General features: G+C 73.5%; 22 protein-coding genes, 1 pseudogene and 1 riboswitch. Of the genes and pseudogenes, 7 read left to right on the top strand and 16 right to left on the bottom strand.

What is annotated here, in order from left to right; genetic code table 11:
• Both sdhA and ABZ920_RS09250 read left to right on the top strand, forming a co-directional pair.
• Window positions 1–1755, top strand: coding sequence for a succinate dehydrogenase flavoprotein subunit (sdhA, locus tag ABZ920_RS09255; RefSeq protein ID WP_361500645.1), 1755 nt, complete (start codon window positions 1–3; stop codon window positions 1753–1755).
• On the top strand, window positions 1755–2516 hold the full coding sequence (locus ABZ920_RS09250) for a succinate dehydrogenase iron-sulfur subunit (protein WP_361500642.1): 762 nt from the start codon (window positions 1755–1757) through the stop codon (window positions 2514–2516). The genes sdhA and ABZ920_RS09250 overlap by 1 nt, the downstream gene beginning before the upstream one ends.
• 62 nt (window positions 2517–2578) lie before the next feature.
• On the opposite strand, the gene ABZ920_RS09245 is transcribed toward ABZ920_RS09250, so the two are convergent.
• Both ABZ920_RS09245 and ABZ920_RS09240 read right to left on the bottom strand, forming a co-directional pair.
• Complete coding sequence (locus ABZ920_RS09245; RefSeq protein ID WP_361500639.1) at window positions 2579–5062, bottom strand: DUF4132 domain-containing protein; 2484 nt, start codon at window positions 5060–5062, stop codon at window positions 2579–2581.
• A complete protein-coding gene (locus ABZ920_RS09240) occupies window positions 5062–5454 on the bottom strand; it encodes a hypothetical protein (RefSeq protein WP_361500636.1) in 393 nt (130 codons plus the stop codon). Before ABZ920_RS09240 ends, ABZ920_RS09245 begins: the two co-directional genes overlap by 1 nt.
• A 129-nt stretch (window positions 5455–5583) precedes the next feature.
• On the opposite strand from ABZ920_RS09240, the gene ABZ920_RS09235 reads away from it, so the two are divergent.
• Window positions 5584–5991, top strand: a complete 408-nt coding sequence (locus ABZ920_RS09235; protein WP_361500633.1) for a VOC family protein — start codon at window positions 5584–5586, stop codon at window positions 5989–5991.
• An 86-nt stretch (window positions 5992–6077) separates the two neighbouring features.
• Window positions 6078–6823 (top strand): annotated as a pseudogene (locus ABZ920_RS09230) (TetR family transcriptional regulator).
• A 356-nt stretch (window positions 6824–7179) separates the two neighbouring features.
• Here ABZ920_RS09230 and ABZ920_RS09225 read toward each other — a convergent pair.
• On the bottom strand, window positions 7180–8586 hold the full coding sequence (locus ABZ920_RS09225) for a metallophosphoesterase (protein ID WP_361500630.1): 1407 nt from the start codon (window positions 8584–8586) through the stop codon (window positions 7180–7182).
• 76 nt (window positions 8587–8662) lie between these two features.
• Window positions 8663–8902, bottom strand: a complete 240-nt coding sequence (locus tag ABZ920_RS09220) for a hypothetical protein (RefSeq protein ID WP_361500627.1) — start codon at window positions 8900–8902, stop codon at window positions 8663–8665.
• A 91-nt stretch (window positions 8903–8993) separates the two neighbouring features.
• On the opposite strand from ABZ920_RS09220, the gene ABZ920_RS09215 reads away from it, so the two are divergent.
• On the top strand, window positions 8994–10274 hold the full coding sequence (locus ABZ920_RS09215; RefSeq protein WP_361500625.1) for a D-alanyl-D-alanine carboxypeptidase: 1281 nt from the start codon (window positions 8994–8996) through the stop codon (window positions 10272–10274).
• On the opposite strand, the gene ABZ920_RS09210 is transcribed toward ABZ920_RS09215, so the two are convergent.
• Window positions 10222–11130, bottom strand: a complete 909-nt coding sequence (locus ABZ920_RS09210) for a YihY/virulence factor BrkB family protein (protein ID WP_361500622.1) — start codon at window positions 11128–11130, stop codon at window positions 10222–10224. The two genes, ABZ920_RS09215 and ABZ920_RS09210, sit on opposite strands and share 53 nt — an antisense overlap.
• 85 nt (window positions 11131–11215) lie before the next feature.
• Here ABZ920_RS09210 and ABZ920_RS09205 point away from each other — a divergent pair, with 85 nt between their 5' ends.
• Entirely contained in the window at window positions 11216–11968 is a 753-nt protein-coding gene (locus ABZ920_RS09205; RefSeq protein WP_361500619.1) for a decaprenylphospho-beta-D-erythro-pentofuranosid-2-ulose 2-reductase, read from the top strand.
• A 176-nt stretch (window positions 11969–12144) separates the two neighbouring features.
• On the opposite strand, the gene ABZ920_RS09200 is transcribed toward ABZ920_RS09205, so the two are convergent.
• The 6 genes from ABZ920_RS09200 to ABZ920_RS09175 all read right to left on the bottom strand — a co-directional run bounded on the left by ABZ920_RS09200 (window position 12145) and on the right by ABZ920_RS09175 (window position 18866).
• Window positions 12145–12723, bottom strand: a complete 579-nt coding sequence (locus tag ABZ920_RS09200; RefSeq protein WP_361500616.1) for a 2'-5' RNA ligase family protein — start codon at window positions 12721–12723, stop codon at window positions 12145–12147.
• Window positions 12724–12875: 152 nt separating this feature from the next.
• On the bottom strand, window positions 12876–13889 hold the full coding sequence (gene trpS / locus ABZ920_RS09195) for a tryptophan--tRNA ligase (protein WP_361500614.1): 1014 nt from the start codon (window positions 13887–13889) through the stop codon (window positions 12876–12878).
• 131 nt (window positions 13890–14020) lie between these two features.
• Entirely contained in the window at window positions 14021–15469 is a 1449-nt protein-coding gene (locus ABZ920_RS09190; protein WP_361500611.1) for a glycine hydroxymethyltransferase, read from the bottom strand.
• Window positions 15470–15501: 32 nt separating this feature from the next.
• Window positions 15502–15595: riboswitch (ZMP/ZTP riboswitch) on the bottom strand.
• 128 nt (window positions 15596–15723) lie between these two features.
• A complete protein-coding gene (locus ABZ920_RS09185) occupies window positions 15724–16947 on the bottom strand; it encodes a glutathionylspermidine synthase family protein (RefSeq protein WP_361500608.1) in 1224 nt (407 codons plus the stop codon).
• Window positions 16948–16960: 13 nt separating this feature from the next.
• Complete coding sequence (locus ABZ920_RS09180) at window positions 16961–17305, bottom strand: hypothetical protein (protein WP_361500605.1); 345 nt, start codon at window positions 17303–17305, stop codon at window positions 16961–16963.
• Between the two features lie 142 nt (window positions 17306–17447).
• Complete coding sequence (locus ABZ920_RS09175) at window positions 17448–18866, bottom strand: PLP-dependent aminotransferase family protein (RefSeq protein WP_361500602.1); 1419 nt, start codon at window positions 18864–18866, stop codon at window positions 17448–17450.
• Window positions 18867–18912: 46 nt separating this feature from the next.
• Here ABZ920_RS09175 and ABZ920_RS09170 point away from each other — a divergent pair, with 46 nt between their 5' ends.
• Window positions 18913–19422 (top strand): carboxymuconolactone decarboxylase family protein, encoded by a 510-nt coding sequence (locus ABZ920_RS09170; protein ID WP_361500599.1) that lies wholly within the window; start codon window positions 18913–18915, stop codon window positions 19420–19422.
• Window positions 19423–19664: 242 nt separating this feature from the next.
• Here ABZ920_RS09170 and ABZ920_RS09165 read toward each other — a convergent pair whose 3' ends face one another.
• From ABZ920_RS09165 to ABZ920_RS09145, 5 genes are all read right to left on the bottom strand, one after another.
• Window positions 19665–20624 (bottom strand): ABC transporter substrate-binding protein, encoded by a 960-nt coding sequence (locus ABZ920_RS09165; protein WP_361500596.1) that lies wholly within the window; start codon window positions 20622–20624, stop codon window positions 19665–19667.
• A gap of 1 nt (window position 20625) precedes the next feature.
• Window positions 20626–22575: an ABC transporter permease subunit gene (locus ABZ920_RS09160; protein WP_361500594.1), complete on the bottom strand. Its 1950-nt coding sequence runs from the start codon at window positions 22573–22575 to the stop codon at window positions 20626–20628.
• On the bottom strand, window positions 22575–23666 hold the full coding sequence (locus ABZ920_RS09155) for a glycine betaine/L-proline ABC transporter ATP-binding protein (protein ID WP_361500591.1): 1092 nt from the start codon (window positions 23664–23666) through the stop codon (window positions 22575–22577). The genes ABZ920_RS09160 and ABZ920_RS09155 overlap by 1 nt, the downstream gene beginning before the upstream one ends.
• Window positions 23666–25195 (bottom strand): GMC oxidoreductase, encoded by a 1530-nt coding sequence (locus ABZ920_RS09150; protein ID WP_361500588.1) that lies wholly within the window; start codon window positions 25193–25195, stop codon window positions 23666–23668. The genes ABZ920_RS09155 and ABZ920_RS09150 overlap by 1 nt, the downstream gene beginning before the upstream one ends.
• A gap of 116 nt (window positions 25196–25311) precedes the next feature.
• Entirely contained in the window at window positions 25312–26838 is a 1527-nt protein-coding gene (locus ABZ920_RS09145) for an aldehyde dehydrogenase family protein (RefSeq protein ID WP_361500585.1), read from the bottom strand.
• Between the last annotated feature and the right edge of the window lie 14 nt (window positions 26839–26852).

The following is a 26852-nucleotide window of genomic DNA, read 5'->3' as shown; positions in this document are numbered from 1 at the left end:
ATGAAGATCCACAAGTACGACACCGTCATCGTCGGCGCCGGTGGCGCCGGTATGCGTGCCGCGATCGAGGCGACCAAGCGCAGCCGCACCGCGGTCCTGACCAAGCTCTACCCCACCCGGTCCCACACGGGCGCCGCGCAGGGCGGCATGGCCGCCGCGCTGGCCAACGTGGAGGAGGACAACTGGGAGTGGCACACCTTCGACACGGTCAAGGGCGGTGACTACCTGGTCGACCAGGACGCCGCCGAGATCCTGGCGAAGGAGGCCATCGACTCCGTCCTCGACCTGGAGAAGATGGGCCTGCCGTTCAACCGCACCCCGAACGGCACCATCGACCAGCGCCGCTTCGGCGGTCACAGCCGCAACCACGGCGAGGCCCCGGTCCGCCGCTCGTGCTACGCGGCCGACCGCACCGGCCACATGATCCTCCAGACGCTGTACCAGAACTGCGTCAAGGAGGGCGTGGAGTTCTTCAACGAGTTCTACGTGCTGGACCAGCTCATGGTCGAGGTCGACGGCGTCAAGCGGTCGGCCGGTGTCGTGGCCTACGAGCTGGCGACCGGCGAGATCCACGTCTTCCAGGCGAAGGCCGTGATCTACGCCTCCGGCGGCTGCGGCAAGTTCTTCAAGGTGACGTCGAACGCGCACACGCTGACCGGTGACGGCCAGGCCGCGGTCTGGCGCCGGGGCCTGCCGCTGGAGGACATGGAGTTCTTCCAGTTCCACCCGACCGGCATCTGGCGCATGGGCATCCTCCTGACCGAGGGTGCGCGCGGTGAGGGCGGCATCCTCCGCAACAAGGACGGCGAGCGCTTCATGGAGAAGTACGCGCCGGTCATGAAGGACCTCGCCTCCCGCGACGTCGTCTCCCGCTCCATCTACACGGAGATCCGCGAGGGCCGCGGCTGCGGTCCCGAGGGCGACCACGTCTACCTGGACCTCACCCACCTGCCGCCGGAGCAGCTGGACGCCAAGCTGCCCGACATCACCGAGTTCGCGCGGACCTACCTGGGCATCGAGCCGTACACCGACCCGATCCCGATCCAGCCGACCGCGCACTACGCCATGGGCGGCATCCCGACCAACGTCCAGGGTGAGGTCCTCGCGGACAACACCACGGTCGTGCCGGGCCTGTACGCGGCCGGCGAGGTCGCCTGCGTCTCCGTGCACGGCGCCAACCGCCTGGGCACGAACTCCCTGCTCGACATCAACGTCTTCGGCAAGCGGGCCGGCATCGCCGCCGCGGAGTACGCCGCGAAGGCGGACTACGTGGAGCTGCCGGAGGCCCCGGAGACCCTCGTCGTCGAGCAGATCGAGCGGCTGCGGAACTCCACGGGCACCGAGCGGGTGTCCACCCTGCGCCGCGAGCTGCAGGAGACCATGGACGCCAACGTCATGGTGTTCCGCACCGAGCAGACGATCAAGACGGCGGTCGAGAAGATCGCCGAGCTGAAGCAGCGCTACAAGAACGTGGCGATCCAGGACAAGGGCAAGCGGTTCAACACGGACCTGCTGGAAGCCGTCGAGCTGGGCAACCTGCTCGACCTGGCCGAGGTCATGGCGATCTCCGCCCTGGCCCGCAAGGAGTCCCGCGGCGGTCACTACCGCGAGGACTACCCCAACCGTGACGACGTCAACTTCATGCGCCACACCATGGCGTACCGCGAGGTCGGCGCCGACGGAACCGAGACCGTCCGTCTGGACTACAAGCCGGTCGTCCAGACCCGGTACCAGCCGATGGAGCGTAAGTACTGATGGCTACCCCCGTTCTGGACAAGGCCGAGGCACAGTCCACGGCCACCCCGTACATCACGGTCACCTTCCGTGTCCGCCGCTTCAACCCTGAGGTCGCGGCGGAGGCGTCCTGGGAAGACTTCCAGCTGGAGATCGACCCGAAGGAGCGCGTCCTCGACGGCCTGCACAAGATCAAGTGGGAGCTGGACGGCACGCTGACGTTCCGCCGCTCCTGCGCGCACGGCATCTGCGGCTCCGACGCCATGCGGATCAACGGCAAGAACCGCCTGGCCTGCAAGACGCTGATCAAGGACATCAACCCCGAGAAGCCGATCACGATCGAGCCCATAAAGGGCCTGCCGGTCCTCAAGGACCTGGTCGTGGACATGGAGCCGTTCTTCCAGGCGTACCGGGACGTGATGCCGTTCCTGATCACCAAGGAGACCAACGAGCCCACGCGGGAGCGGCTGCAGTCGGCCGAGGACCGCGAGCGCTTCGACGACACGACGAAGTGCATCCTCTGTGCGGCCTGCACCTCCTCCTGCCCGGTGTTCTGGAACGACGGGCAGTACTTCGGCCCGGCGGCCATCGTCAACGCGCACCGCTTCATCTTCGACAGCCGTGACGAGGCGGCCGAGCAGCGCCTGGAGATCCTCAACGACAAGGACGGCGTCTGGCGCTGCCGCACCGTCTTCAACTGCACCGACGCCTGCCCGCGCGGCATCGAGGTGACGAAGGCGATCACGGAGGTCAGGCGCGCCCTGATCACCCGCCGCCTCTGACCCTCCCCGCACCAGGTCCCTCCGGGCCCCGCTCCCCCCGTGGGAGCGGGGCCCGGACGCGTTCACAACTGGCTCAGGATCGTGGGGTCCGTGATCTTCGTGTCCTCGGCCAGGAGCATCGCCTTGCTGAGGATCACGGCCAGGGTCCGGTCGCCCTCGTAGGGCAGGTAGCCGGTCTGCGGTCCCGTCCCGGCCTTCGGGACGATGCACAGGTAGCGGTCGCCCGGCGCCATCAGGACGTTGCCCGAGCCGAGGTGGATCCGGTAGGTGTGCCGTTCGCCCCGCACGTGCAGGAAGCGGCCCTCCAGGGCGCACCGGCCGGCGATCGCGAGCCGGGGTACGAGGTGCTCCAGCACGGTGCGCCGGGTCCGCGCGCTCTGGTTCAGCTCGCCGAACCCGTACGACGTCCAGTAGTCGCGGTAGCGGCCGCCGGGTCCGCCGTCCTGCCAGGTGGGGTCGTTGCCCACGCTGGCGACGCCCACGAACAGGTCGACGTCGCGCAGCACCTCGGACAGCACGAGCGGGGGGATGTCGGTCAGGGGCAGGGCTCCGACCGGTTCGGCGCCGCCGCGCGCCGCCATGCGGTACTCGCCGCCACAGCAGTGCGCGGAGTTCTGCGGGGCGTCGATCGGGTAGAAGCGGACCTGGTCGGTGCGCAGCCGCAGGTAGCTGCCGGACTCCAGCGTGTCCTCGCCGTAGCCGTCGCCGTCGCCGTGGATCCAGTACTCGGCGCGCAGACCCCACTGCGGCAGCTCGCGCACGGCCGACGGCGCCTCGTCGTCGACCATGAGGCGCAGCTTGTTGTGCCAGCCGCGGACCGCGGCCAGCGAGTGGAACTGGTGCTGGCGCAGGATGTGGGCGGCGAACCGGTTGGAGTACGTGCCGGTGGCACGCTCGGCGTCCGTGAGCAGGTAGACCTCGCGGTGGGCCTGCTTGAACGGCTGCGTGATCCCGTGCCGCTCCAGCCAGTCGCGCCAGGCGGCGACCTGGGCGGGCTCGTGGTCGACGGGGTGCCACGGACGGACCTCGGCGCCGTCGGGCAGGGGGTCGTCGGTGAGGGTGCGCAGCGCGCCGTCCGCGTATCCGACGGCCGTCCCGTCGACCGTCCACAGCAGGCGGCGGGCCAGCGTGCCGGCCAGCGGGTGGTCGAGGCAGCGCTCGCGCCAGACCGCGTACGGCCAGGTGCGGCGGGCCAGGAACTGGCGGTCCAGGCGCTCGCTCAGCGCGGTGAGCATCCTGTCCACGTCCTTGACCGTGGTCCTGAGCTCCTTGAGCTCCTCGGCGTGGTCGCGCCGTACGGCGGCGGGCACCGCCTTGACCGTTCTGCCGGCGGCGGTGCGCCAGCCGAGGACGGCCCGGGAGCCGTGGACCTCCACCACTGCGGTGACGTCCCCCAGCCGGTGCTCGGCACGGCCGACCTCGGTCAGGCCGTAGGCGGGCACGGCCAGTTCCTCGACCTCCTCGCGGCTCAGGCCGAGTGCGGCGGCCCGCGTCCGAAGGGCGGAGTCGAGCAGCTTGAGGGTGCCCTTGTAGGTCACGCGGGTGGCGAGGCGGGCCAGTTCGGCCAGGGCCGGTTCGCCGTCGACGCGGGACAGCGCGACGACGCCGGCGTTGGCGACCTTGGGGTTGCGCGGCCCGAGGCCGGCGACCTTCTTCAGGCTGGTCTCGACGAGGGCGCCGAGCACACGGGCGGTGTCCGGGTGCGGTGGCAGCAGGGACAGCGTCCAGGCGAGGCCGCGCAGGGCGACCGCGTTGTAGGGGTCGAAGGTCTCGTCGAGGTCCGTGCTGGGGTAGGCCGCCTCCAGCGGCTGGGTCCGCGGTCTGCCCACGAGCCGCAGCCAGGCGCGCAGCCGCTCGCCCGCGTCCTTCGCACCGACGGCGTCGAGGAGTGCCCGCCCCTTGCGCTCCCATGCCGCCGAGGGGCGGGCCGAGGTCGCGGTGGCCGCGTGGGCGACCAGACGGTGCCAGTCGTCGCCGAGGTCCTCCAGGTCCGCGAGGGCGTGGTCGGCCCAGGCCTCGCCGGGGTTGACCACCGGCGAGGTCAGGCGTCCGGCCAGGGCGCCCAGTTCGCTGCGGCCGTTCCACAGGATCAGCAGGGAGCGGCGGACCACGGCGACGAACGGGCCGGGCAGTTCGCGCCCTTCGGCGAGTTCCAGCTCGGCCAGCCGGACCAGCTCCCGGGGATGGTGGTGCACCTGCTGCTCGGCGGCCAGGCGGATCAGCGCGGCGCGGGTGGCGGGCGATCCGTTCTTCACCGGGGCCAGGGTCCTGAGGGCGGTGAGCAACCGCACGATGCCGCGCCGCTGGACCGTGCCCGGCTCCAGCGCGTGGTACCGGTCCACCAGCCGGTGCACCACCCGCGCCTGGAAACCGGCGTCGGCGGCCCTCAGGGCGTCGGCGGCCCTCAGGCCCTCAAAACCCCAGTGGTCGTCGATCATCTCGGCGAGCGCGAGCAGTTCGGGCACGAGTCCTTCGGCGTCCTGGCGGGCGATCCGGTCCAGCACGTCGCCGACCAGGCGGGCGTACGCGGAGGGGGAGGTGATCATCAGCCACCCACCAGGGGAACGAGCTTGAGGAACGTGACCTCTGTGCCGGACGCCGCCTCGATCTCCTCATCCAGCCCGGTCACCTGGCGATCGCCGACGATGATCAGGAAGCCGTTCCCCGCGAACGCCTGGAGGGCCAGCCGCGTCTGCGCCTCGGGGTCGATACGGCGCGACGTGCGCAGCGCGTAGCCGTTCAGCACGCGCTCGGCGTCCTGCGGCTGGACCAGCCCCTGGAACACCTCCGGCGTGCGCGCGTTGAACTCGGCGACCTCCTGGTGCACCCGGCGCCGGATCAACTCCCGCACGGTGAGCCGCTCCTCGGCGATGTCGAGCACCCGGCCCGCGCCCCGCTCCCCCGATGTCGTCTCGTCGACGAACGTCACTGTTGCCATGCCCAGGACAGTAGGGGTGCCCACTGACAACGCGGCCGGGGCGGCCGGGGCGGGCCGCGTCGGCCGGGCGGGTGACCCGGTGGCCGCCGCCTCCGCCGCTCCCGGCCGGCGCCCACCTAATGTGATGGCATGTCAGATGACGAGTCGTACGAGCTGCTCGGGTTCGACAACGTGCTGCTGCCGGTCGGGGACCTCGGCGAGGCACTGGCGTTCTACGAGCGGGCCGGGTTCACGGTGGGGTTCCGGCTGGACGAGGCGGGCATCGCACAGCTGAAGGTGGGCGGCGAGACGCCGGGGATCCTGCTGCGCCAGGAGGAGTTCGGGCACCGGACCCCGCCGTGGCCCTCGCCCCGCGTCTGGCTGGAGGTGCCGGACGCCCGGGCGGCGGCACGGGAGCTGACCGCGGCGGGCATCGCCCTGCTCGACGAGCCGTCCGCCGTCGCCACGGGCTGGGCCGTCGAGATCGCGGACCCCTGGGGCAACGTCCTCGGCTTCACCGACTACGCCAAGCGTCCCGAACTGGGCCGCCGGGGCTGACGGCAGCGCGGCGGACGCGCGGGCCCCCGCGACGCCGGAACGATCCGCACGACGGCCCTGGCGGACACGGCCTAGGCTTGGCGTTCGTGTCCGCGAAGAACGACGGCCCCGGTGAGGACGTCACCCCGAGCAAGTCGGAGCAGACCCGCGCGCTGATCCTCCGGACGGCGATGCGGCTGTTCGAGGAGCGGGGGTACGACAGGACCACGATGCGGGCGATCGCCCGGGAGGCCGGGGTCTCCGTCGGCAGCGCCTACTACTACTTCGCGGGCAAGGAACACCTGATCCAGGGCTTCTACGACCGGATCGCCGCCGAGCACCGCGCGGCGGTCCGGGATGTGCTCGACCGGGAGACGACCTGGAGAAGCGGCTCGCGGGCGTGCTGACGGCGTGGCTCGACGTGGCCACGCCCTGCCACGAGTTCGCGGTGCAGTTCTTCAGGAACGCCGCCGACCCGGACAGCCCGCTCAGCCCCTTCTCGTCCGAGTCGGAGCCCGCCCGTGCGGAGGCCGTCGCCGTGCACCGGGAGGTGCTGGCCGGGTCGAGGACCAGGGGTCCGGACGACCTGCGGGACGTGCTCCCCGAGCTGATGTGGCTCGCGCAGATGGGGCTCGTCCTGTACTGGATCTTCGACCGCACCGAGGGACGGGAGCGCAGCTACCGGCTCGCCGAGCGCGGAGCGCGGCTCACCGCGCGGGGCGTGGCCCTCGCCCGCTTCAAGGTGCTGCGGCCCCTCGTCCGCGAGGTGCACGAGCTGTTCACGGACTTCCTGCCGGGGATGACGCGGGCGCTGCCCGATCCGGCGGTCCGGGAGCGGAGCGCGGGGAGCTGATCCCTCACGGGCGGGGCGGGCGCGCGGCACACCCGGCGTCCGGCTGCCCGCGGTGACGCTCGCGGCAGCCGTCACGCCCGCGGCGGCCGTGACGCCCGCGGCAGCCGTCACGCCCGCGGCGGCCATGACGCCCGCGGCAGCCGTCACGCCCGCGTGGGCCCTGACGCTCGCGGAGGCCCTGATGCGCGCGGCAGCCCTGATGCGCGCGGCGGTCGTCACGCCGACGGCGGCCGTGACGCTCGCGGAGGCCCTGAAGCTCGCGGCAGCCGTCACGCCCACGGCAGCCGTCGCGCTCGTGGCAATGGTCCGCGGTCCCGGCCGTCCCCGCGCGCCCCGGCACCCCGGCCCCGGCGCGGTCAGGCCTGCCGCGAGGCCAGTTCCACCACCGTGATGTCGGACGGGGCGCCCACCCGGGTCGGCGGGCCCCAGGCCCCGGCGCCGCGGCTGACGTACAGCTGGGTGTCGCCGTAGCGCTCCAGGCCCGCGACGGTCGGGTTGGCGGCCTCGGCGAGCAGGTTGCCGGGCCACAGCTGACCGCCGTGGGTGTGGCCGGAGAGCTGGAGGTCGACGCCGTGCCGGACGGCCTCGTGGATCTGCACCGGCTGGTGGGCGAGCAGCACGCACGCGCGGGCCGGATCCCGGTCGCCGAGGGCCGCCCCGAAGTCGGGGCCCTGGCCCTGGCTCTCCCCCCGGACGTCGTTCACGCCGGCCAGGTCGAAGTACGGCATCTCCGTGCGGGCGTTCTCCAGCGGGTGCAGGCCGAGCCGCCGCACCTCCTCGACCCACTGCTCGGCGCCGGAGAAGTACTCGTGGTTGCCGGTGACGAAGTAGGCCCCGTGGCGGGCGCGCAGCCGGGCCAGCGGCGCGGCGGCCGGCCCGAGGTCCTTCACGCTGCCGTCGACCAGGTCGCCGACCACCGCGATGAGGTCGGGCTGGGTCGCGTTGATCGTGTCGACGACCTTCTGGGCGAACCCCCGGCCCAGTACCGGGCCGAGGTGGATGTCGCTGACGACCGCGATCCGGAAGCCGTGCGCGGCGCGCGGGAGTCTGGCGAGCGGGACGGTGACCCGCTTCACCCGCGGCCCGCGCAGCACTCCGTACGTGCCCGCTCCGACGGTGCCCACGGCGGCCACGGCCACGGCGCCGGCGACGGCACGGGAGACGAACAGACGGCGGCTGGGGCCGGCGAGCGGGGCGGGCGACGCGGCCGGCGGCACGTCGGCCGTCCCGTCCCCGGACGCGGGCCCGGAGGCCGGCGCGCCGCCGGCGGGAGCCGGTCCGGCGCCGGCGGGAGCCGGTCCGGCGCCGGCGGGAGCCGGTCCGGCGCCGGCGGGAGCCGGTCCGGCGGACGCGTCCGGCGCCCCCGTCGCCACCGGTACCGGGTCCTGGTCCGCCCGGGGCGCGGCCGCGGCCGGCGCGGGCTGCGGACGGGCGCGCCGGTCGCGCCGGTCGAGCAGGCGGCGCAGCAGCGGACGTACGGCCTCGCCGGCCACCACGCCCAGCAGCAGGTAGATCGACAGCGCCAGCCACAGGAAGCCCGGCCAGGCCAGGGTGCGCTGGAGCCAGAAGGGCGCGCCCGCGCGTTCGGCGACGAGCGCCGCGACGGCCACGGCCCAGCCGCCGGCGATCACCCCGGCGCCCACCCGCCGTGCCCTGCCCGGGCCGCGGGTCGTGTCGCGGAACAGGCGGCGCCACACGTACCAGTTGCCCGCCACCACGGCGCTCAGCACGAGCAGCGCCACGAGCACGAAGACGACCACCATGCGGTCGTGTCCCCCCTTTGTCGGTTCCGGTTCCGGCTGTCAGCCCTGACGGCCGGCCCCGGCTGTCCGGAAAACGCTATGACGTCCGGCGCAGTGCGCGCAGCGAGCGCAACCCGACGACCCCGATGGCCGTCCCCCATACGAAGGAGGCGACGGCCAGCGCCAGGTGCACCCAGAAGTACGCCGTCGGCTCCCCGTGGTCGAACGCCAGTCCGCTGCTGTCCTTGACGAGATTCTTGACGAAAGTGATCCAGATGACCCAGCTCCACACCCCGAAGGCGAGCAGGAACCAGGAGAGGGGGCGGCTGAGCTTCATGGGTCCAGTATCGCCGCCGAGCGTCCGGCTCCGCGGCCGGGGTGGCAGGGGCGACGGAGCCGCGACGGCCGGAGCAGATAGTTTCTCGGCCGTGCCCATACCCCAGACGACGGCCAGGCGCGCCCTGCTGGTCGCTTCCGCCGCCCTGCTGTCCCTCGCGTCGGCCGCGCCCGCCGCTCTCGCCGCGCCCCGGCCCACGACGACCCCGGCGGCCACGCCCCCGGCCCGCATGTCCACCGTCGGCGGTGACCGCCTCGGCCTGCCCGGGACGCAGGCCGACCTCGGCAGCGGCGCCCCGGTGCTGCCCAAGGACGTCACCGCGCGCTCGTGGATCGTCGCCGACGCCGAGTCCGGCGAGGTGCTCGCCGCGCACAACGCGCACTGGCGACTGGCCCCGGCCAGCACGCTGAAGATGCTGTTCGCCGACACGGTCCTGCCGAAGTTCCCCTCGACGCAGGCGCACAAGGTCGTGCCGCAGGACCTGGCCGGGATCGGCGCCGGCTCCAGCCTGGTCGGCATCAAGGAGAACGAGACCTACACGGTCCGCGACCTGTGGCTGGGCGTCTTCCTGATGTCCGGCAACGACGCCGTGCACGTACTGTCCTCGATGAACGGCGGGGTCGAGCAGACCGTGCGGGACATGAACGCGCACGCCGCCGAACTGCGGGCGCTCGACACGCAGGTGGTCAGTCCGGACGGCTACGACGCGAAGGGACAGGTGTCGTCGGCGTACGACCTGACCCTGTTCGCCCGCTCGGGACTGCAGAAGAAGGACTTCCGCGCGTACTGCTCGACCGTGCGGGCGCCGTTCCCGGGGGAGACGAAGAAGGACAAGAAGGGCCGGACGTCCCGCGGGTCCTTCGAGATCCAGAACACCAACCGGCTGCTGAGGGGCGACTACGACACCTCGGTGTACCCGGGCATCGCGGGCGTGAAGAACGGCAACACCACCAACGCGGGCGCCACGTTCACCGGCGTCGCCGAGCGGGGCGGCAAGGTGCTGCTCGTCACCGTGATGAACCCGGAGAAGAAGGACCACAACGAGGTCTACAAGGAGACCGCGCGGCTCTTCGACTGGGGATTCCAGGCGGCCGGGAAGGTGCGGCCGGTGGGTGAGCTGGTGCCGCCGAGGAGCGCCGCGGGCGCGGGCGGCGGGCCGGGGCAGGGCTCTTCGCAGGGGCAGGCGGGCGGCGCCGACGGGTCCGGGGGCGCCTCGTCGAAGCCCGCGGCGAGCGCCGGCGGCGGTTCGGGCGGCGCCGGGATCGCGCTGGGAATCGCCGCCGGGGTGCTGGCGCTGGGCGCCGCCGGGGGCTGGCTCGTCAACCGCCGCTGGCCGCTGCCGGACCTGATGCGCCGTCGGACCCGTCCGTGAGCCCGGCCCGCTTGCTCGGTGTCGCCGTCCAGGCGGCGCAGTACAGCACGAGTTTGCAGGTGAGGTTGATCCACAGCAGCAGGGCGACGGGCACGCCGAAGGCGCCGTACATGCTCTTCGCGGCCACGCCCTGGAGGTAGCCGCTGAGGAGCAGCTTCAGCAGTTCGAAGCCGACGGCGCCGACCAGCGCGGCGACGAGCAGCCGCCTGCGCGACGGCTCCACGCCGGGCAGCAGGGTGAGGACGTAGAGCAGCACGAGGAAGTCGGCGAGGACGGCGACGGCGAACGCGGCGATCTGCAACAGCACGCTGCCCCAGCCCTGTTCCTCCAGCCCGAACTGCCGTGAGGTCCAGCCGACGGCCGCGGAGGCGACGGCGGAGACGGCGATGGTGAGCAGGAGGGCGCCGCCCAGCCCGAGGAGGACCCCGCCGTCCTTCAGCTTGTGCAGGAAGGGGTTCTCCTCGGCGTCGGGCAGTTCCCACACCGCGCGCAGGCAGTCGCGGGTCTGTCCGACCCAGCCGATGCCGGTGAGCAGCAGCAGGGCGCCCGCGATGCCGCCGACGGTACCGGCGTTCTGCACCAGGGCGTTGACGTCGAGCTGGTCGGAGATGCCGGGGACCTGTTCGGCGATCTTGTCCTGGAGTTCCCGCTGCTGCTGGGTGCTGAGGGTGGCGGCGGCGATCGCGGCGGCCAGGGTGAGCAGGGGGAACAGCGCGACGAAGCTGACGAACGTCATCGCGGCGGCCAGCCGGGTCCACTTCACGCGGTCCAGGCGCTCGTAGGAGCGCCAGGCGTGGGTGGCCATCAGCCGCGCCGCCGGCGGACCGATGACGGGGAGGTTCCTCAGCCAGTCCATGATCCGACTGTGCCCGCTCTCCGTTCCCCTGAACGCCGCGTTTCTCAACCGAAACGCCCATACCCGGACGATACAGTCATCCGTCGTGAAGGACGCCTTCGGTCTCCCCCGCTCCCTGCTCGTCCTCGGCGGCACGTCCGAGATCGCGCTGGCCGTCGTACGCCGGCTCGTCGCCCGCCGCACCCGCACGGTCTGGCTGGCGGGCCGCCCCTCCCCCGAGCTGGAGGAGGCCGCCGCGCATCTGCGGCGCCTCGGGGCCGACGTGCGCACGGTCGCCTTCGACGCCCTGGACGCCGCATCCCACGAGGCCGCGCTCGGCAAGGTGTTCGCGGAGGGCCCCGTCGATCTGGTGCTGCTGGCCTTCGGGATCCCCGGCGACCAGGCGCGCGACGAACGGGAGCCGGCGGGCGCGGTGCGGGTCGCGCAGACCAACTACACCGGAGCGGTGTCGGCGGGACTGGTCACCGCCCGGGCGCTGCGGGCACAGGGGCACGGCGCGCTGGTGGTGCTCTCCTCGGTCGCCGGCGAGCGCGCCCGGCGCGCGGACTTCGTGTACGGCTCCAGCAAGGCGGGCCTGGACGCCTTCGCGCAGGGCCTGGGCGACGCGCTGTACGGCAGCGGCGTGCACGTCATGGTCGTCCGCCCGGGCTTCGTGCGCTCCCGCAGGACGGCCGGGCTCGACGCGCCGTTCGCGACGACGCCGGAGGAGGTCGCACGAGCCGTCGAACTCGGGCTGCGGCGGCGTTCGCACACGGTGTGGGTACCGGGCGCCCTCCGGCCGGTGATGGCGGTACTGCGCCACCTGCCGCGGGTGGTGTACCGGCGGCTGCCGCTGTGACGCGGCGGGCGGCGCAGCGGTCGCTACCGCTGTGACGCGGTACGCGGCGTACCCGCGGCCGCCGCTGTGTCGTGGCGCGCGGTTCGGCGCCGGCCGCCGGCAGGCGGCGGGGATGCGGCGGTTGCCGCGGTGGAGCCGCCGACGCGGCGCGGGCGGTGCGCGGTGCCGTGCGGGTGTCAGCAGGCGGGCAGTGTGCCGCGGTCGCGTGGCTTGGCCTGCGGAGGCACCACCGCGCCGCCGAAGGCGAACTCCCGCAGCTTGCGCCACACTCCGTCGGCGCCCTGCTCGTAGAGGGCGAACCCGGTGCACGGCCACTCGGCCTCGTAGTCGGCGAGTTCCTCGAAGGCGCGGTCCATCGCCGCGTCGTCGATGCCGTGCGCCACCGTGACGTGCGGGTGGTAGGGGAACTGCAGTTCACGGGCGACGGGCCCGGAGGCGTCGCGGACCTGCTTCTGCAGCCAGGTGCACGCGTCGGCGCCCTCGGCGACCCGCACGTACACCACCGGCGACAGGGGGCGGAAGGTGCCGGTGCCGGACAGCTTCATCGGGAACGGCCGGCCGGCCGCGGCCACCTCGGACAGGTGGGCCTCGATCGCGGGCAGGCGGGCGGCGTCCACCTCGGTGGGCGGCAGCAGGGTGACGTGCGTGGGGATGCAGTGAGCCGCGGCGTCGCCGAAGCCCGCGCGCCGCTGCTGGAGCAGGCTGCCGTGGGGCTCCGGGACCGCGATCGACACACCGATCGTTACGGTCCCCACGTCGTCTCCCTGTCGTCGTGCCGGTGTGTTCCCGGCCGCTTCGTCGTGGCCGTCCGGCTATCGACTGTACGGCCACGGCCGCCCGGTGGGCAGGCGCGGCGGAAGTGATGTGCAGCGCTCTGCCCGGCGGCCGGTGTGTGCGGTGGTGCGCCTCAGTGCTTGGCGGGCAGGAAGCCCACCTTGTCGTACGCCCGGGCGAGGGTCTCCGCGGCGACCGTGCGCGCCTTCTCGGCGCCCTTGGCCAGGATCGAGTCCAGCGTCTCGGGGTCGTCCAGGTACTGCCGGGTCCGCTCCCGGAACGGCGTCACGAACTCGACCATCACCTCGGCGAGGTCCGTCTTGAGCGCGCCGTAGCCCTTGCCGGCGTACTTCTCCTCCAGTTCGGCGACGCCCGTCCCGGTGAGGGTGGAGTAGATGCCGAGGAGGTTGCTGACGCCGGGCTTGTTCTCCGGGTCGAAGCGGATGACGGTGTCGGTGTCGGTGACCGCGCTGCGGACCTTCTTGGCGGTGGTCCTCGGCTCGTCGAGGAGGTTGATGAGGCCCTTCGGCGTGGAGGCCGACTTGCTCATCTTGATGGCCGGGTCCTGCAGGTCGTAGATCTTCGCCGTCTCCTTGAGGATGTACGGCTCCGGGACGGTGAAGGTCCGGCCGAAGCGGCCGTTGAAGCGCTCGGCGAGGTCGCGGGTGAGCTCGATGTGCTGGCGCTGGTCCTCGCCGACCGGGACCTCGTTCGCCTGGTAGAGCAGGATGTCGGCGACCTGGAGGATCGGATAGGTGAACAGGCCGACGGACGCCCGGTCGGCACCCTGCCTGGCCGACTTGTCCTTGAACTGGGTCATGCGGCTGGCCTCGCCGAAGCCGGTGAGGCAGTTCATGACCCAGGCGAGCTGGGCGTGCTCGGGGACGTGGCTCTGGACGAAGAGCGTGCAGCGGTCCGGGTCGAGCCCGGCGGCCAGCAGCTGCGCGGCGGCGAGCCGGGTGTTGGCGCGCAGCTCCTCCGGGTCCTGCGGGACCGTGATCGCGTGCAGGTCGACGACCATGTAGAACGCGTCGTGGGTCTCCTGCAGGGCCACCCACTGGCGGACGGCGCCGAGGTAGTTGCCGAGGTGGAACGAGCCTGCGGTGGGCTGGATTCCGGAGAGCACGCGGGGTCGATCAGAGGCCATGCTCCCCATTCTCTCATTGCGGGCCGCCCCCGCGGACGCGGAGGGATCGCCCGCCCGGGCCCGCCCGGCGGCGGCCCGTGGCGGGACGGGCCGCCGCGTGCGGCGCGGGTGCTCGCGGCCGCGCCGGGGCGTCAGCCGAGGTCGATCTCCGGGTACAGCGGGAAGCCCGCCACCAGGTCCGTCGCCCGGTGGGAGATCTCGTCCGCGATCTTCGGGTCGAGGACGTGCTGCGCCTTGGAGGGGACGCCCTTGGCGGTGGTGCCCGGCTCGGTGGCCGTCAGGACGCGGTCGATGAGGCCGGCGACCTCGTCCATCTCGGCCGTGCCGAGGCCCCGGGTGGTCAGCGCGGGCGTGCCGACGCGGATGCCGGAGGTGTACCAGGCGCCGTTCGGGTCGGCCGGGATCGCGTTGCGGTTGGTGACGATGCCCGACTCCAGCAGCGCGGCCTCGGCCTGGCGGCCGGTGAGGCCGTAGGAGGAGGCGACGTCGATCAGGTTGAGGTGGTTGTCCGTGCCGCCGGTCACCAGGGTCGCGCCGCGGCGCATCAGGCCCTCGGCCAGGGCGCGCGCGTTGTCGACGATGCGCTGGGCGTAGTCCTGGAAGGACGGCTGCCGCGCCTCGGCCAGGGCGACGGCCTTGGCGGCCATGACATGGGGGAGCGGACCGCCCAGGACCATCGGGCAGCCTCGGTCCACCTGGTCCTTGAGGGAGTCGTCGCACAGCACCATGCCGCCGCGCGGGCCGCGCAGCGACTTGTGGGTGGTGGTCGTCACGATCTGCGCGTGCGGGACCGGGTCGAAGTCGCCGGTGAGGACCTTGCCCGCGACCAGGCCCGCGAAATGGGCCATGTCGACCATGAGCGTGGCGCCGACCTCGTCGGCGATCTCGCGCATGATCCGGAAGTTCACCAGGCGCGGGTACGCCGAGTAGCCCGCCACGATGATCAGCGGCTTGAACGCGCGGGCGGACGCCCGCAGGGCCTCGTAGTCGATCAGGCCCGTGGCCGGGTCGGTGCCGTAGGAGCGCTGGTCGAACATCTTGCCGGAGATGTTCGGGCGGAAGCCGTGGGTGAGGTGGCCGCCGGCATCCAGGGACATGCCGAGCATGCGCTGGTTGCCGAAGGCGTGGCGCAGCTGGGCCCAGTCCTCTTCGGAGAGGTCGTTGACCTGGCGGACGCCGGCCTTCTCCAGGGCGGGCAGTTCCACGCGCTGGGCGAGGACGGCCCAGAAGGCGACGAGGTTGGCGTCGATGCCGGAGTGCGGCTGGACGTAGGCGTGGCGGGCGCCGAACAGCTCCCTGGCGTGCTCGGCGGCCAGCGCCTCGACGGTGTCGACGTTGCGGCAGCCGGCGTAGAAGCGGCGGCCGACGGTGCCCTCGGCGTACTTGTCGCTGAACCAGTTGCCCATCGCCAGCAGCGTCGCCGGGGAGGCGTAGTTCTCCGAGGCGATCAGCTTGAGCATCTCGCGCTGGTCGGCGACCTCCTGGCCGATCGCGTCGGCGACGCGCGGCTCGACGGCGCGGATCACGTCCAGCGCGGCGCGGAAGGCGGTGGACTGGGTGGAGAGGGGCTGCTCGGGCATGGGGACCTCCGGACGGCGTGCGGTCGGCGTTCACGGTTGGCCCAGGCGCACGGCACACGATCGATCGGCTCCGGGCCGCTCCCCGATGGTCGGTCCCATCCCAGCGCGCCAGTCACGGCCCGCGGCCAGCCTACCGGGCGGTCCGTGCGGGGAGTGTCCCACGTCCACCATGCGGGCGAGGGCGGCAGGCGGGTGCCCCCGCGGGCGGGCGTGTACGTCACCCCGCCGTCGCGGGGTGACGTACACGGCATGCCCTAGAGGATCACGTGCGGCAGGAAGCGGGCGTACCCGTCGGTGACCGGGCCCGAGGACTCCCGGATGCCCAGGCCGGCGGACTCGCCGTCCACGATCCAGGTGCCGAGGACGACGTGGTTGCCGTCGAACGCGGGCAGGGTCGCCAGCTGCTGGTAGCAGCAGGGCTCGTCCCGGACGGCCGCGGCCGTGCCGGGCCTGTGGAGCGTCACCCCCTCCCCCTCCCGGCCGAGCAGCGGCTTGGCCGCCCAGCCGGTCGTGGCCGCCAACTCGCGGGGACCGTCCAGGTAGGCGGGCAGGAGATTCGGGTGGTCCGGGTACAGCTCCCACAGGATCGCCAGGAGCGCCTTGTTGCTGAGCAGCATCTTCCAGGCGGGCTCGATCCACAGGGTGGAGCCGGTGCCGCCGCCGTTGTCCAGGGTGTCGAGGACGTGGCCGGCGAAGCGGTCGGTGGTCAGCCACTCCCACGGGTAGAGCTTGAAGCAGCTGCGGATGAAGCGGAGCCGGTTGTCGACGAAGCGCCCGGACAGCGGGTCCCAGCCGATCTCCTCCATGGAGATCCAGTCGGTGGCGAGGCCCGCCTGGTCGGCCGTCTCCTTCAGGTAGGCGACCGTCATCAGGTCCTCGCCGAGTTCGTCGGCGGCGGAGTGCGCGAAGTACAGGGGGCTGCCGGGCGGCAGGAGGGCGGCCTGCCTGCGCCAGGCGGCGACGAGGCGGTCGTGCAGGGAGTTCCACTGGTCGGCGCCGGGGAACCGTTCCTCCATCCAGAACCACTGGGGCGAGGCCGCCTCCACCAGGGAGGTGGGGGTGTCGGCGTTGTACTCCAGCAGCTTCGCCGGGCCCGAGCCGTCGTAGCGCAGGTCGAACCGGCCGTAGACGGAAGGCAGTTGGGCGCGCCGGCGCCAGGCCTCGGCGACCGCCTCGGCGACCCGCGGGTCGGTGATGCCGAGGTCGGCGAAGCGGTCGTGGGCGACGATGTGCTCCGCCGCCGCCAGGCACATGCCGTGCAGCTCCTCGACGACGTCCTCCAGCGCCTCGACCTCCGCAAGCGTGAAGGCGTAGTAGGCGCTCTCGTCCCAGTAGGGGAGCCAGGCGTCGTCGGGCACGGGGGCGCCCGCCGCGCGAGCGGCCTCGAGGGCCGGGGGAAGCGTCAGCGGGTAGATGAGCCCCTGGGCCTCGACGGTCTGCTGCCAGCCGGGGCGGGGGGCGATGGTACGGCGTTCCACGTCAGGGGGTCCCTCAGCCGCCGGAGCCCTTGCCGCCGCCGAAGCCGCCGCGGTCGACACCGCCGGAGCCGGAGCCGCCCGAACTGCCGGAGCCCTTGCGGGGCTTGCTGAACGAGCCGCCGTCGATCCAGCCGCCCTTCTTCTTGCCGCCGTAGTACCAGAAGCTGTGGCTGGACGTCGTGGCGGACTTGCAGTTCTTGTCGGAGACGACCTTGTAGCCCCTGGCCGCGGTGTAGCTGTCGCGGTCGACGCAGCGCTTGTCGGGGTCGGAGGAGCAGGCGGTGAGTGCCGCGGCGAGCAGTCCCATGCCGCCCAGTACGACCGTGCCCGAGCGCAGTTGCCGACGTGTGTCCGCCATGTCCGTTCTCCCCGTTGTCCGTTGCCGGATTCAACAGCCAGGTTAGAGAGCGCGTCCGGCGCCCGTACAGGCGGCCCGTCCTTTCCGGCCGCTCGGGGCGCGCGCCGCCGGACGTACCCCTCGTCCGACACCGTCACCCGGGTCACGGCAGGACGCGGCACAGGGCGTCCAGGGCGCCCGGCCAGGCGTGGTCCGGGGGTGTGCCGTAGCCGACGACCAGCGCGTCCAGCGGGTCGGTGACGGCGTCCGGGTGGCGGAAGCGGGACAGGCCCCACAGGGCGAGGCCCTGCCAGGAGGCCGCGCGGACGACGCTCTGCTCGGTGCCGGGCGGCAGGCGCAGCACGGCGTGCAGGCCGGCTGCGATGCCGGTGGCGTGGACGGCGGGGGCGCGCGCCGCGAGGGCCGCGACGAGGGCGTCCCGGCGCCGGCGGTAGCGCAGCCGGCACGCGCGGACGTGGCGGTCGTGGGCGCCGGAGGCCATGAACTCGGCCAGGGTCAGCTGGTCCAGCACCCCGCAGGTCTCGGTGCCGCCCTTGGCCACGGCGGCCTCCTCGGCGAACGCGGGCGGCAGCGCCATCCAGGCCAGGCGGAGTCCGGGGGCGAGGGACTTGCTCGCCGTGCCCAGGTACACCACCCGGTCGGGGTCCAGGCCCTGGAGCGCCCCGATCGGCTGGCGGTCGTAGCGGAACTGGCCGTCGTAGTCGTCCTCCAGGACCAGGCCGCCGGTCCGCCGGGCCCAGTCCACGACGGCCGCGCGCCGCCCGGGGTGCAGGGGCACGCCCATCGGGAACTGGTGCGCCGGGGTGAGCAGGACGGCGTCGGCGTCGCCCAACGCGCCCGTGTCGGTGCCGAGTTCGTCGAACGGCAGCGGCCGGACGCGCAGCCCGGCCTCGGTGAGCAGCCGCCAGTGGATGTCCAGGCCGTAGGACTCGACGGCGACCGTGCGGACACCGCGCGCCCGCAGCGCCGCGCCGAGGATCCGCAGCCCGTGCACGAAGCCCGCGCACACCAGCACCCGCTCGGGGTCGGTGCGCACGCCCCGCACCCGGGCGAGGTGGCCGGCCAGCACCGTGCGCAGCTCCGCACGGCCGCGCGGGTCGCCGTAGCCGAGGGCGCCGTGGGGGGCCGCGGCGAGGGCCCGTCGGGCCGCCCGCAGCCACGCGGCGCGGGGGAAGGAGGCGAGGTCCGGGGTGCCGGGGAGGAGGTCGTGGACGGGGCCGGGCCGTTCGCGGCGCGGGGGTGCCGCGCCGGCGGGCGGGGGCGCCGCGCTCCCCCGCTGCCCGTCGGGCGTGGAGCCGGCGCCCGCCGCCACCCGGGTGCCCGAGCCCTGGCGGGCGGTGAGCCAGCCCTCGGCGACCAGGTCGGCGTACGCCTCGGCGACCGTGTTGCGGGCCAGCCCCAGGTCGGCGGCGAGGGAGCGGGAGGAGGGCAGCCGGGTGCCGGGGGCCAGGCGTCCGGTGCGGACGGCCTCGCGCAGGGCGTCGGTCAGCCCTCGCCGCACGCCCGGGCCCGTCGGTTCCAGATGCAGGTCCACCCCGTAAGTGGCCCATGAATTCGCCATGGGAATGGACCATACTCCTGGGCTGCCTCGCTTCTAGGGTCGCGGCATGACGACCGAGGACAAGGGCACCGCGCCCGTGGAGTACGCACCCGAGCACACCCCCCGCATGCACTGGACGCAGCACGCGCCGGAGGTCTACAAGGCGATGGTCCGGCTGGACGCGGCCGCCGGTCAGGGGCTGGACGCCAGGCTGCGCGAGCTGGTCAAGATCCGCGCCTCCCAGCTCAACCACTGCGCGTTCTGCCTGGACATGCACACCAGGGACGCCCTCGCGGCCGGTGAGAGCGTCGAGCGGATCGTCCAGCTCAGCGCCTGGGAGGAGTCGCGGCACTTCTACACCGCCAGGGAGCTGGCCGCCCTGGAGCTGACCGAGGCGGTGACGGTCCTCGGCGACGGCTTCGTGCCGGACGAGGTGTACGACCGGGCCGCCAAGCACTTCGGCGAGGCCGAGCTGGCGCAGCTGATCGCCGCGATCGCCGTCATCAACGCCTGGAACCGGTTCGGGGTGGCCACGCGGATGGTGCCGGGCCACTACGAGCCCAAACAGCACAAGTGACGACCGCGGCGCGGCGGACGGGACTGCCGGAGCGCGAGGCCGGGCGGGCCCGGTGGGTCCCGGTGCGGCCGCGAAGGCGGCCGGGGCGAACCGGACCTCGCCGCGCCGGGCGTGGGTGAGACGGGCCCCGGCTCGGGGCGGGACGTGGCCGGGGGGCCGGGGTTCGACCCCGGCCCCCCGGCCGCGTCGGAACGGCCCCGGGAGCCGGCTCCGGTGTTCGGCTCCTGGGACCGTCGGGACCGTCAGGGCAGCCACTGCCTCCAGGTGGACTCGTGGCCGTCCACCCACTTCTTCGCCGCCTCGGCCGGGGTGAGCTTCTGGTCGGCGATCATCAGGGAGACGTCGTTCTGGTCCTCGGTCGTCCACCGGAACTTCTTCAGGAAGGCGGCCGCCTTGCCGCCGGACCGCGCGAAGTCCGCGTTGAGGTACTTGCGCAGCGGGGTGTGCGGGTAGGCGCAGGCGACCTTCGCCGCGTCGGCGTCGCAGCCCTCCCGGTAAGGCGGCAGCCTCACCTCCGTCATGGGGACCTTCTCGAACAGCCACTGCGGCGAGTACCAGTACGTCAGGAAGGGCTTGCGCTCCTTGGCGAACTGGCGGATCTGCGTGATCTGCGCGGCCTCCGAACCGGCGAAGACCACCTGGTAGTCCAGTTTCAGGTTCCGCACCAGGGCCTTGTCGTTGGTGACGTAGGACGGGGAGCCGTCCATCAGCTGGCCCTTGCCGCCGCTCTCCGGGGTGCGGAACAGGGAGGCGTACTTGTCCAGGTTCCGCCAGTCGGTGATGTCCGGGTGCTGCCGGGCGAGGTACGTCGGGACGAACCAGCCGATGTGCCCCGTCACGCCGAGCTCGCCGCCGCGCGCGATCGTCCCCTTGTCGTCGACGTAGCGCTTCTCCTGCTCCGGGTGGCCCCAGTCCTCCAGGATGGCGTCCACCCGGCCCTGGCTGAGCGCGTCCCAGGCGGGCACCTCGTCGACCTGGACGGTGTCGACGCGGTACCCCAGCTCGTGCTCCAGCAGGTACTGGGCCACGGCCACGTCGGCCTGCGCACCGACCCACGACTGCACGGACAGGGTCACCGTCCGGGAGCCGCGCGCGTTGGCGAACGGCGAGGCCTGCCGGGTCATGTCGGCGGCGCCGCAGCCGGTGAGCAGCGCCAGGGCCGCCGCGGCGGCCGTCAGGGCCGTCCTGCGCTTGAGCCTCATGTCATGCTCCCTTCCGCACGCGGCGTTCCGTCGGCTGGGTCACCCGGTCGAGCACCAGGCCGAGGCAGACGATCGCGGTGCCGGCCACCAGACCGGTCGCCAGGTCGCCCTGCGCGAGGCCGAAGACGACGTCGTAGCCGAGCGCGCCGCCGCCCACCAGGCCGCCGATGATGACGACGGCGAGGACGAGCACCACGCCCTGGTTGACGGCGAGCAGCAGCGCCGGGCGGGCCAGCGGCAGCTGCACCTGGCGGAGCTGCTGGCCGCTGGTCGCGCCGAGCGAGCGGGCCGACTCCAGGGCCGCCGCGTCGACCTGGCGCAGGCCCTGCGCGGTGATGCGGACGACCGCGGGCAGCGCGTACACGACGGCCGCGGCGACGGCGGGGGCGCGGCCCACGCCGAACAGCGCGACGACCGGGATCAGGTACACGAACTGCGGCATGGTCTGGAACACGTCGAGGACCGGGCGCAGCAGCCGTTCGACGCGGTCGCTGCGGGCGGCCGCGACGCCGGTCGCGACACCGAGGACGAGGGTGACGGCCACCGCCGCGAGCACCTGGGAGAGCGTGTCCAGGGACGGCTTCCACACGCCGAGCACGCCGATCGCGGCCATGGCGAGGGCGGCGGTCAGCGCGGTGCGCCAGGTGCCGATCAGCCAGGCGAGTCCGGCCACGATCAGCAGCACCGACCACCACGGCAGCCACTGCAGGCCGTCCCGCACCGGGTCCAGGACCCAGGTGGTGAAGCGGCCCGCCCAGTCGGCGGTGCCGCCGACGTAGGGGACGCCGGAGTACAGGTGGCCGGTCATCCAGCCGACGGCGCGGTTGACCGGCCCGGCGATGGGCACGCTCGCGCCCCCCGGCCAGTCGAGCAGGCCCGCCGCCCGTGCGGCCAGGGCCACGGCGACGGTGACGGCGGCCGCGACGGCCCACCGGGTCCGGGCGTGGCCGGGCCCGTCGTGCCCGAGGCGCTCCCCGGCGGCGGCCGTCACCCGGTCCAGGACGACGGCCAGCAGCACGATCGGGATGCCGGCCGCCAGGGCCGCGCCCACGTCGACCGAGGCGAGCGCCTGATAGACGCGGTCGCCGAGGCCGCCGGCGCCGATCACGGAGGCGATGACCGCCATGGACAGCGCCATCATGATCGTCTGGTTGAGGCCGAGGAGGAGTTCCTTGCGGGCCAGCGGGATGCGGGCGGTCAGCAGGCGCTGGCGCGCGGTCGCGCCGAGCGAGTCGACCGCCTCCAGCACCTCGCGGTCGGCGCCGCGCAGGCCGAGGGCGGTCAGGCGGGCCATGGGCGGGGCGGCGTAGACGACGGTGGCGAGGACGGCCGCGGGCACGCCGATGCCGAAGACCAGCACGACGGGCAGCAGGTACGCGAACGCGGGGAGGACCTGCATGGTGTCCAGCACCGGACGCAGCGCGCGGTCCATGCGGTCGGACAGGCCGGCCGCGAGCCCGAGCAGCGCGCCGACGGCGACGGAGGCGAGCACCGCCGCCACCATCAGGGCGAGCGTCTGCATGGTCGGCACCCACATGCCCAGCAGGCCGCAGGCGAGGAACGCGGCGGCGGTGCCGAGGGCGAGCCGGACGCCCGCCGCCCGCCAGGCCACCAGGGCGGCCCCGGCCGTGACGCCGGCCCAGCCGGCGGCGAGGAGGGTGAGGTAGACGGCGCGGACGGAGACGACCACCGCGTTGCTGATGTGGCCGAAGAAGTACAGGAACAGCGGGTGGCTGTCGCGGTTGTCGACGATCCAGTCGCTGGCGCCGCCGAGCGGGCCGGACAGGTCGACCGTGAGGGCGTGCGGCCAGCTCCCGCTCGCCCAGCGGGCGTGCGCCGGCGGCACCAGGACCGCCGCGAGGACGGCGAGGACGAGCAGCTTGCGCACGGCGGGACGGCGCAGGGCGCCGGGCAGCGCGGCGCGCGGGGCGAAGGCGGTGAGCGCAGCCATCAGACCGTCTCCCCGGGCCGCTCCGTTCCCGCGACCACGCCGAGCAGGCACTCGTGGTCGACGACTCCCAGGCAGCGTCCCTCGTCCATGACCCGGGCCGCCTCGCCGCTGCGGGCCACCACCTCGATCGCCTCCGCCACGGTCGCCCCGGGGGCGAGGGCGGGGCCGGTGCCGGCGTGGTCCGCGGACGACAGGGGGCGCATGGCGCTGCGCACCGTCATGACCTGCTCGCGCGGCACGTCGCGGACGAACTCGCGGACGTAGTCGTCGGCCGGGGAGCCGACGATCTCCTCGGGGGTGCCGAGCTGGACGATGCGGCCGTCACGCATCAGGGCGATGCGGTCGCCCAGCTTGAGGGCCTCGCTCAGGTCGTGGGTGATGAAGACCATCGTGCGGCCCTCCTCCCGGTGCAGCCGGACCACCTCCTCCTGCATGTCGCGCCGGATCAGCGGGTCGAGCGCGCTGAACGGCTCGTCGAACAGCAGGACCTCGGGATCCACGGCCAGCGCCCTGGCCAGGCCGACGCGCTGCCGCTGGCCGCCGGAGAGCTGACCCGGCCGGCGCTGCTCCATGCCCTCCAGACCGACCTTCGCGACGAACTCGGCGGCCCTCGCACGGCGTTCGGCGCGGCCCACGCCCTGGATCTCCAGGCCGTAGGCGACGTTGTCGAGGACGGTGCGATGCGGCAGCAGGCCGAAGTGCTGGAAGACCATGGCGGCGCGGTGCCGGCGCAGGGAGCGCAGCGCGGCCTTGTCCATGGCGCGGACGTCCTCGCCGTCGATGGCGATGGTGCCGGCCGTCGGCTCGATCAGCCGGGTCAGGCAGCGCACCAGCGTCGACTTGCCGGAGCCGGACAGGCCCATGACGACGAAGACCTCGCCCTTGCGCACGTCGAAGCCGACGTCGCGGACGGCGGCGGTGCAGCCGGTGCGTTCGCGCAGTTCGGCGGGGGTCAGACCGGCCAGTTCGGGGTCGGCCGGCACCCGGTCCGGTCTGGGGCCGAAGACCTTCCACAGGCCGTCGACGGCGAAGACGGGAGCGCCGGCGGCGGCGCCGGTGGGGGGCTTGCGTGTGGGAACCGCGAGGGCCATCAGCCCTCACCTCCGATCAGGTCGGCGGCCTTCTCACCGACCATGAGCACCCCGATCATCGGGTTGACGGCGGTCATGGTCGGGAAGACGGACGCGTCGGCGATGCGGATGCCGTCCAGGCCGCGGATGCGCAGCTCGGGATCGACGACCGCGAGTTCGTCGTCGGCGGCGCCCATCCTGCAGGTGCCCGCCGGGTGGTACACGGTGTGCGCGACCCTGCGCGCGTACTCGCTCAGCTCCTCGTCCCCGGTGACGTCCGGGCCCGGGCACACCTCGCGCTTGAGCCAGCCGGCCAGCGGCTGGGTCTTCGCGATCTCACGGGCGATGCGGATGCCGTCGACGAGGGTGCGGCCGTCGTAGTCGTCCTCGTCGGTGAAGTAGCGGAAGTCCAGGGCGGGCTTGACCGACGGGTCGGCGCTGGTGAGGCTGAGCCGGCCGCGGCTCTTCGGCTTGGGGATGTTCGGGGTCATCGACACGCCGAACTCCGGCCGCTCGTAGCCCAGTCGCTCCGGGTTGTCGGTGAACGGGATCTGGTAGAAGTGGAACATCAGGTCCGGGCCCGCGTGGCCGGGGTCGCGGCGCACGAACAGGCCCGCGTCGGAGTCCATCGCGGAGTTGTCCGGGATCGGGCCCTCGGTCTCCCACACGATGACCGACTCGGGGTGGTCGAGCAGGTTCTCGCCGACGCCCGGCAGGTCGTGCGCGACGGGGATGCCGAGCGCCTCCAGGTCCGCCCTCGGGCCGATGCCGGAGTGCAGCAGCAGACGGGGCGAGTCGACGGCGCCGGCGCACAGCACGACCTCGCGGCGGGCGCGGACGAGGAGTTCCTCGCCGTCCTTGGTGCGCACGTGCACGCCCTCGGCGCGGGTGCCGTCGAGCCGGAGCCGGTACGCCCAGGTCTCCAGCATGAGCGTCAGGTTGGGCCGCTCGTCCATCACCGGGTGCAGGTACGCCACCGACGCCGAGGAGCGCTTGTTGTTCTCCGGGTGGTAGGCGAGGTCGAAGAAGCCGACGCCCTCGGTGAACGGCTTCTTGTTGAAGCCCTCGATCCGCGGGACGCCGAGCGCCTCCTGGGCGGCGTCGACGAAGTCGCGGGCGATGGCGTTCCGGTCCTTCTCGTCGACCGGGACGATGTTGTTCTTCAGCCGGGCGTAGTAGGCCTCCATCGGGACCGCACCCCAGCCCTTGGCGCCGGCGGCCTCCCACTCGTCCCAGTCGGACGGCAGCGGCTTGAAGGCGATGAGGGTGTTGTGGGAGGAGCAGCCGCCGAGGACCCGGGCCCGGCTGTGCCGGATGTGCGAGTTGCCGCGCGGCTGCTCGGTCGTCGGGTAGTCGTAGTCCAGCTCGCCGCCGAGCAGGCCCATCCAGCGGCGCAGGGTGAGCACGTCCTCACGGCCGACGTCGCTCGGGCCGCCCTCGATCACGGCGACGGTGACGTCCGGGTTCTCGGTCAGGCGGGAGGCGATGACGGAGCCTGCGGTGCCGCCGCCGATCACGACGTAGTCGAACACATGGGGGGTGTCGGGCATGGGGGTGGTACTCCGGGGGGGTCGGGAGTCGTAAGGACTCGGCGGGGAGGCGGGGAGGGGCCCGGGGGTTGACGGGTGCGCCGCGGGCGGCCGCTCCGGGTGGCCGGGCGGCCGGCTCAGCCCTTGAACCAGCGCACCGGCGCGGGCGCGAGGTTCTGGTAGACGTGCTTGCTCTCGCGGTACTCGGCGAGACCGGCCGGGCCCAGCTCCCGGCCGACGCCGCTCTTCCCGAAGCCGCCCCACTCCGCCTGCGGCAGGTAGGGGTGGAAGTCGTTGATCCAGACGGTGCCGTGGCGCAGCCGGCCGGCGACGCGCCGGGCGCGGCCGGCGTCGGCGGTCCACACGCCGCCCGCGAGGCCGTACTCGGTGTCGTTGGCCAGCGCGACCGCCTCGTCCTCGGTGCGGAAGGTCTCGACGGTGACCACCGGGCCGAAGACCTCCTCGCGGACGGCCTTCATCTCGCGGTGGCAGTGGTCGAGGACGGTCGGCTCGTAGAAGTAGCCGGCGGCGGGCCGCTCGGGCGACGGCTCGGGCCGCTTGCCGCCGGTGCGCAGCACGGCGCCCTCGGCGAGCGCGGAGGCCACGTACGCCTCGACCTTGGCGCGGTGCTGCTCGGAGACGAGCGGGCCGCACTCCACGCCGGCCTCGGTGCCGCGGCCCAGGCGGATGCGCGCGGCGCGGCGGGCCAGCTCGGCGACGAAGCGGTCCCGCACCGGTTCCTCGACGATGAGCCGGGCACCGGCGGAGCAGACCTGGCCGCTGTGCACGAAGGCCGCGTTGAGGGCCTGGTCGACGGCGGTGTCGAAGCCCTCGTCGGTGGCCAGGGCGTCGGCGAAGACGACGTTGGGGTTCTTGCCGCCGAGTTCGAGGGCGACCTTCTTCACCCCCGGCGCGGCCGCCTGCGCCACCTTCGTGCCGCTCGCCAGGCCGCCGGTGAAGGACACGAGGTCGACGTCGGGGTGTTCGGCGAGCCGGGCGCCGACCGTGTGACCGGGGCCGGTGACGATGTTGGCGACGCCCGTGGGCAGACCCGCCTCGACGAGCAGCTCGATCAGGGCGACGGTCGTCAGCGGCGTGATCTCGCTCGGCTTGACGACGAAGGTGTTGCCGGCCGCGAGGGCGGGGGCGATCTTCCAGCTCGCCTGGAGCAGCGGATAGTTCCAGGGCGTGATCAGCGCGCAGACGCCGACGGGCTCGTGCACGACGACGCTGTGGACGTCGGGCGAGCCGGCGTCCACGACCCGGCCGGGGGCCTCGGCGGCCACCAGGCCGGCGAAGTAGCGGAAGGCGTCGGCGACGCAGTCGACGTCGACGCGGCCCTCCTCGACGGTCTTGCCCGCGTCCCGGCTCTCCAGCAGGCCGAGCCGCTCCCGGTCGCGCACCAGGAGGTCGGCGACCCGGTGCAGCAGGGCCGCGCGCTCGGCGACGGGCGTGCGCGGCCAGGCGCCCGCACCACCGTCGAAGGCCTGCCGGGCGGCCTCCACCGCCAGGTCGGCGTCCTTCTCGCCGCCCTCCGCCACCACGGCGAACGGGGTCGCGTCCGCCGGGTCGAGGATGTCGCGTGTGGCGCCGGACACCGCCTCGCGCCACTCCCCTCCCGCGTGGATCGAGTCGCGCCCCCTGAGTTTCGTGCTGTCCGCCATGACCGGTTCTGCCT

The sequence above is a fragment of the Streptomyces sp. NPDC046831 genome, from assembly GCF_040645305.1.
In the GTDB taxonomy this organism is placed as follows: Bacteria; Actinomycetota; Actinomycetes; order Streptomycetales; family Streptomycetaceae; genus Streptomyces.
Note: the sequence above shows the minus strand (reverse complement) of the source record. Positions and strands in the feature narration are given on the sequence as shown.